This is a genomic window from Atribacterota bacterium (assembly GCA_039638595.1).
Taxonomy (GTDB): Bacteria; Atribacterota; Atribacteria; order Atribacterales; family Caldatribacteriaceae; genus Profundicultor; species Profundicultor thermophilus.
Window position 1 is genome coordinate 1 of sequence record JBDIWM010000080.1, and the last position, 4,803, is coordinate 4,803.

General features: G+C 47.3%; 7 protein-coding genes. 6 read left to right on the plus strand and 1 reads right to left on the minus strand.

The annotated features are described in order from the left end of the window. The 5 genes from ABDK92_11025 to ABDK92_11045 form a co-directional block, all read left to right on the plus strand. Positions 1–468: MnhB domain-containing protein (locus tag ABDK92_11025; GenBank protein MEN3187133.1), on the plus strand; the 468-nt coding region annotated here is incomplete at its 5' end. Further along, entirely contained in the window at positions 461–802 is a 342-nt protein-coding gene (locus tag ABDK92_11030; GenBank protein MEN3187134.1) for a cation:proton antiporter subunit C, read from the plus strand. The genes ABDK92_11025 and ABDK92_11030, both read left to right, overlap by 8 nt. Next, complete coding sequence (locus ABDK92_11035; protein ID MEN3187135.1) at positions 799–2,418, plus strand: proton-conducting transporter membrane subunit; 1,620 nt, start codon at positions 799–801, stop codon at positions 2,416–2,418. Before ABDK92_11030 ends, ABDK92_11035 begins: the two co-directional genes overlap by 4 nt. A gap of 423 nt (positions 2,419–2,841) precedes the next feature. After that, positions 2,842–3,198, plus strand: a complete 357-nt coding sequence (locus ABDK92_11040) for a nucleotidyltransferase domain-containing protein (protein ID MEN3187136.1) — start codon at positions 2,842–2,844, stop codon at positions 3,196–3,198. A 7-nt stretch (positions 3,199–3,205) separates the two neighbouring features. Then, positions 3,206–3,334, plus strand: coding sequence for a HEPN domain-containing protein (locus ABDK92_11045; GenBank protein MEN3187137.1), 129 nt, complete (start codon positions 3,206–3,208; stop codon positions 3,332–3,334). 648 nt (positions 3,335–3,982) lie between these two features. Here the strand turns inward: ABDK92_11045 and ABDK92_11050 are convergent. Further along, positions 3,983–4,369, minus strand: coding sequence for an FMN-binding protein (locus tag ABDK92_11050; GenBank protein MEN3187138.1), 387 nt, complete (start codon positions 4,367–4,369; stop codon positions 3,983–3,985). Between the two features lie 80 nt (positions 4,370–4,449). Here ABDK92_11050 and ABDK92_11055 point away from each other — a divergent pair. After that, positions 4,450–4,803 (plus strand): hypothetical protein (locus ABDK92_11055; GenBank protein ID MEN3187139.1); only part of this gene is annotated, 354 nt, incomplete at its 3' end.

Genomic DNA, 4,803 nt, shown 5'->3' on the forward strand with positions numbered 1-4,803 from the left:
GATCTATTTCTCTTGGAGGGAAGAGGAATGGGAGAACCAGAAAAAAGAGTAACCCCTCACCCTCAATCTGAGATTGTAACGCGTATGATCGGTTTGCTCTACCCTTTTATCCTCCTTTACGGTTTTTACATCATCGTGAACGGTCACCTCACCCCCGGGGGAGGATTTCAGGGAGGGGCAATCTTAGCTACAGTTTTCATAACCCGCTACCTTGCTCGACCACTCTTTGATATCGATATCGTTACCCTCCAAATCCTTGAAAAGACTTTTTTCTTAGGAATCGTAGTTTCTCCAATGCTCTTTCTTTTGCGAGGAGTTATTGGCGATAGTTTTATGGTTTCGTACCTTGTTCTCATGAATATTCTTATCGGTTTCAAGGTCTGTTGTGGTTTAGCAATCCTCTTTTTCCGCTTCATGTTCCATGAGGGGAAGGAAAAAGGCACAGAGGAGCGATTTCACAGTGGTTGATGAAGTGAGCTTTGTGATTTTCTTCATCGGTCTCTATGCTTTAGTGGTCAAAAGAAACGCAATCAAGTCCATCATTGCTTTGGTCATCATGGAAACAGCAGTTATCCTCTATTTTATCGCTGGTGGGTTTCGGGAGGGAATGCTTCCCCCGATTGGGGATGTCTTGCCCGAGCAGATGGTTGACCCCCTTCCTCAAGCACTCATGATCACTGCGATCGTTATCGGTATTGCCTCAACGGCGGTGGCACTCGTGATGTACATCCATCTCCGCTACAAGTATGGTACTGATGAATGGAAAGAGGTCATGAAAAAGAGGATTGAAGAAGACGGATGATTCCCGGACACGTTTTCGTCCTCACCCCTATTATATTTGGAGTTCTACTTTTCCTTCTCAACAGCACGTATGCCAAACAAAGCGTTCTCGCATTCCAGCTTGGTCTTGTCTTTGCTTCCTTTTATAACTTTGTGAAACTGAGGCTCTTAGAGATTCCTTTATCCATAGAGTGCTTTGGCGGATGGAGTAGAGTCATCGGCATTGCCCTCAAATGGGACCTCGTCTCTGCCGTATTCGTGATTCTCACCACGATTCTCTTTTTCTTCCTCTTCGTTTTTGACTATCGGAGTGGACATGCCAATCGGCTTTTTTTAATGCTCTTTTGCACCCTGCAGGGCTTAATCATTGGTATCTTCCTTACCCACGATTTTTTTAACGTCTTCGTCCTCTATGAAGTATCGACCATTATAGTGAGTATCCTCATTATGTTCCAAAAGGACAAGCAGTCCATTTATGATGGCATGCTCTATCTTCTCACCAATCTCACCGCCATGGTTTTTTTCCTCTTTGGAGTGGCAATTCTCTACCGGATGCTTGGAGTTTTAGACTTTGCCCTAGCCAAGGACCAAATGGCCCTTCTTTCCAGCACACGGAGCTTAATCCTCCCTTATGCCTTTTTCCTTACCGCTTTAAGTCTGAAGACTGCTATTCTCCCCCTTTTTAGCTGGCTTCCCCGAGCCCACGCCACCCCCAGTGCCCCCTCAACGGTATCGGCCCTCCTTTCCGGCCTCTTTGTCAAAAACAGTTTATACCTCTTTTTCAGAATCAGAAATGTTTTCGATCCATTTTTGGAGATAACAGAGTTCTTTCTCTTTTTGGGATGGCTCACGGCCTTTTTTGGCGCTTTATTGGCCCTTTCTCAAAAGGATATCAAGCTCATTTTAGCCTACTCCACCGTTTCTCAGTTGGGACTCATCACCATGGGTCTCAATATGGACCATGAGCTTGCCTTCTGGGGTGCGGTTTACCATATCCTTAACCATGCCGTTTTTAAATCCACCCTCTTCCTCTCTGCCGGTATTATTACTGAAACCTATGGCACAAGAGACATTGAGAAAATTAGAGGAGTCGGAAGGCGCATGCCTCTTGTGGCTGCAGCAACAATCCTTGCTATCTTGGGAATCACCGGTGCCCCCTTCTTTAGCGGAAGTATGTCCAAGTACTGGATAGCTTACGGTGCAAAAGATGCCCTTACCACTTTGGCTTTTTTCGTGGCCAACCTTGGGACCATCACCTGTTTTATTCGCTATAGCGCCATCCTCTTCGGTCCTCAAATTCACCCAATGCCCTCTTCTCCCTCTCTTCCCACCATGCAGCACAGTACTGTTTTGGTAATGGGTTTTCTTTCTCTTTTTGGCGGCCTATTCGCCCGGGAATTGACTATCTTTTTCTTTGGCAAGCAGTTACCCCTTGACCCCCTCTCCTACCTCCAAAAGGGGGGCATTTTTCTTGCAAGCCTTCTTGGAGGCTTTCTCGTCGTGCGGACAATCGGGCAATCGAAAGTCCTCGAAAGGATACGGACTCTGGATCTCTCTTTCAACGACGTTGGCATGCTCATGTTTCTCTTTTTTTCTTTGAGCTTCCTCTACCTCACGGTGAAGTATGCTTTCCTGTGAGGGATTTTCCTCCACAGGAAAAATCCTGTAGTATCGCGACAATTGATGTCATGAAAGCATGCCTTGAGGTAAGGGGCCCCTATTCTGACTGGACACGACCTCAATAAGGCTCAAAGTGATAGTGTAAGGAATTTTGTGGAAGGGTTTGTGCATGAATGAAGTACCCCATGGACCAGGAATACCCCTCAGTCCATCCTGAAGGAAGCAACAAGAAAAACGATGACCGAGATACTCTCACTCCTATCACCGACTAGATCTGGAGAGGCTAAAGCTTTTCGGCAATGCCCCCTGCCTGAAAAGATGCCTTTATCTATCCGGATGGGTTCTTCCCGAAGGTCCACCGGGAGGGGGTGGAGAGGGAAACGGAAGGGAGGCTCAAGGGTTTTGCTGAGGCACAGAAGATCCCAAAGATACACTATTTTCATGAAACTCGAAGAAATTGTAGCCAAAAAGAGGGCTCGAGAAGAGAAGCTCCAGGATGCCCTGAAGCGAATAACCACTCAACTGCGAAAATGGGGTGCCTTGAAGATTGTCCTCTTTGGTTCTCTGGCATACGGGATTGTTGATTCCCAGAGCGACCTTGACCTTCTCGTGATTATGCCATCCTCACAAACAAGCAAAGCGTGGATGGACCAGATTTATCAGCACGTTGAGCGGAAAATAGCCACCGATATTGTGATTTACTCTCAGGACGACTTTGAAAGAATGCTTCCGGAGAGTGCGTTCTTGCAGGAAATACTTCGATCAGGAAAGGTGATTTATAAGAAAAACCCCTCGTGAAGAAGCCCTGCGATGGCTCACGCAAGCTCAGGATGAGTTCGACGACGCTGAGTTCCTTCGCCAGAGAGGACGTTTCTACCTTGCCCTTTTCCATTTCCAACAGGCAGCCGAAAAAGCGCGCAAGGCGTATCTCTGAAACTCGACCAGTACCATATCCCAACACGTTATCCGAACAGCCTTCCGGGTGGGGTTCCTTCCCGTTTCTATACCGACCCAAAGGAAGCCGAAGAAGCAATGCTCCTCGCTCGAGCGCTTCTTGAAACCATCATGGGAAAAATTACCGGGGAAGAGAAGGATGCATCGTGAAAATGCCTTTGTGAGACCTTTACATACTCTTATTGAAAAGCCGAAATTCCCAGCAAATTGTCGATCGCTGAAGCAAACTCGTGGTGGTGTGCATTGGAAGTGTACAATCTTTGCCATCCCCCTCAAGATTTTCGAGAGGTCTGGAAAGAGAGAGCCAGCTTTGGCTCCACAAAGCAGGTTGGAGTTCTATTCATGCTGACGGGAATTGTGCTACGCTTCGTCCCCATCCTCACTTTGGACAAGCACTGCATCCCGGATATTGCTCTGGTGGAAAACCACAGCTTTTGCAGAAAGGCATCTACCGTTTTGTACGCCACACGAGCCACACCGGGGAAATTTTAGCCCTTGGGGGACAGCATTTTTGCCTCTCCTCGGTTTCCTTTACCGGGTGTCCCTGGAGGAGCGGAAGTTCTTAGGGTTCTTTGATGAAGAGTACCGGGAGCATATGGGTAAAACCAGAGGATTTATATAGAATGCATCACTTCCTCAGGGCGTTTTCCACCGCTTTGAGAAAGGCCTTACTTGATACGGTAGCGCCACTCACAGTATCCACTGGCAAAGCGCTGGCTTTTTTGAGGCGCATGACGAGTTCTTGGTAAACAGTCGGGATGGAAATTCGGGAGGAAGAAACTAGCTGCATATCCACAATGGCATGGTCCTCGACCCTTACCTCCACCTCACAGGTAAACCGCCCCTTCACATATTTTCCCCGATATACACCGTCCTCAATGGTAGAAAGGTCGATCGCGTTGAGGGTCAAGTTCTGCGTTTCGTAAAGTCCATAGGTGAGGTATCCCCAGAAGATACCAAAAAGGGCCATAAGAATTAATAGAACAAGAAGAAGGATTTTCCAAACTTTTTTCATGATTCCATTATACGCTCTTTGGGATGCAATTGCTACACACCAAGGTAATGTGCTACATTCCCCGTGAAGGGGAGGACACCGTGAAAATCACCATCGGGAACCTTAAAAATCGAAGAGGATGGCTCCTTGCTGGTATTTTTGCCCTGGAGATATTTGTGCGGTTTTTTCTCTTAGGGGTTATCCCACCGGGATTGAATCAGGATGAAGCCTCCATCGGGTACGATGCCTGGGCCTTGCTACACTACGGAATCGACCGGAATGGTTTCCATAATCCAGTTCACTTCGTTTCCTGGGGGAGTGGGCAAAATGCCCTCTACGCATATCTGTCCATGCCCTTTATCCGACTTTTTGGCCTGAACGTCTTTTCGGTGCGATTTCTGAACGCCCTGATAGGGTGTTTGTCACTTTTTCTCTTCTACGACCTGATGAAGAAT

What these genes read in the sequence shown, in the direction of transcription:
- ABDK92_11035 (MEN3187135.1), top strand. Translation starts at nt 799, where the DNA reads ATGATTCCCGGACACGTTTTCGTCCTCACCCCTATTATATTTGGAGTT.
- ABDK92_11040 (MEN3187136.1), top strand. Translation starts at nt 2,842, where the DNA reads ATGAAACTCGAAGAAATTGTAGCCAAAAAGAGGGCTCGAGAAGAGAAG.
- ABDK92_11050 (MEN3187138.1), bottom strand. Translation starts at nt 4,369, where the DNA reads ATGAAAAAAGTTTGGAAAATCCTTCTTCTTGTTCTATTAATTCTTATG.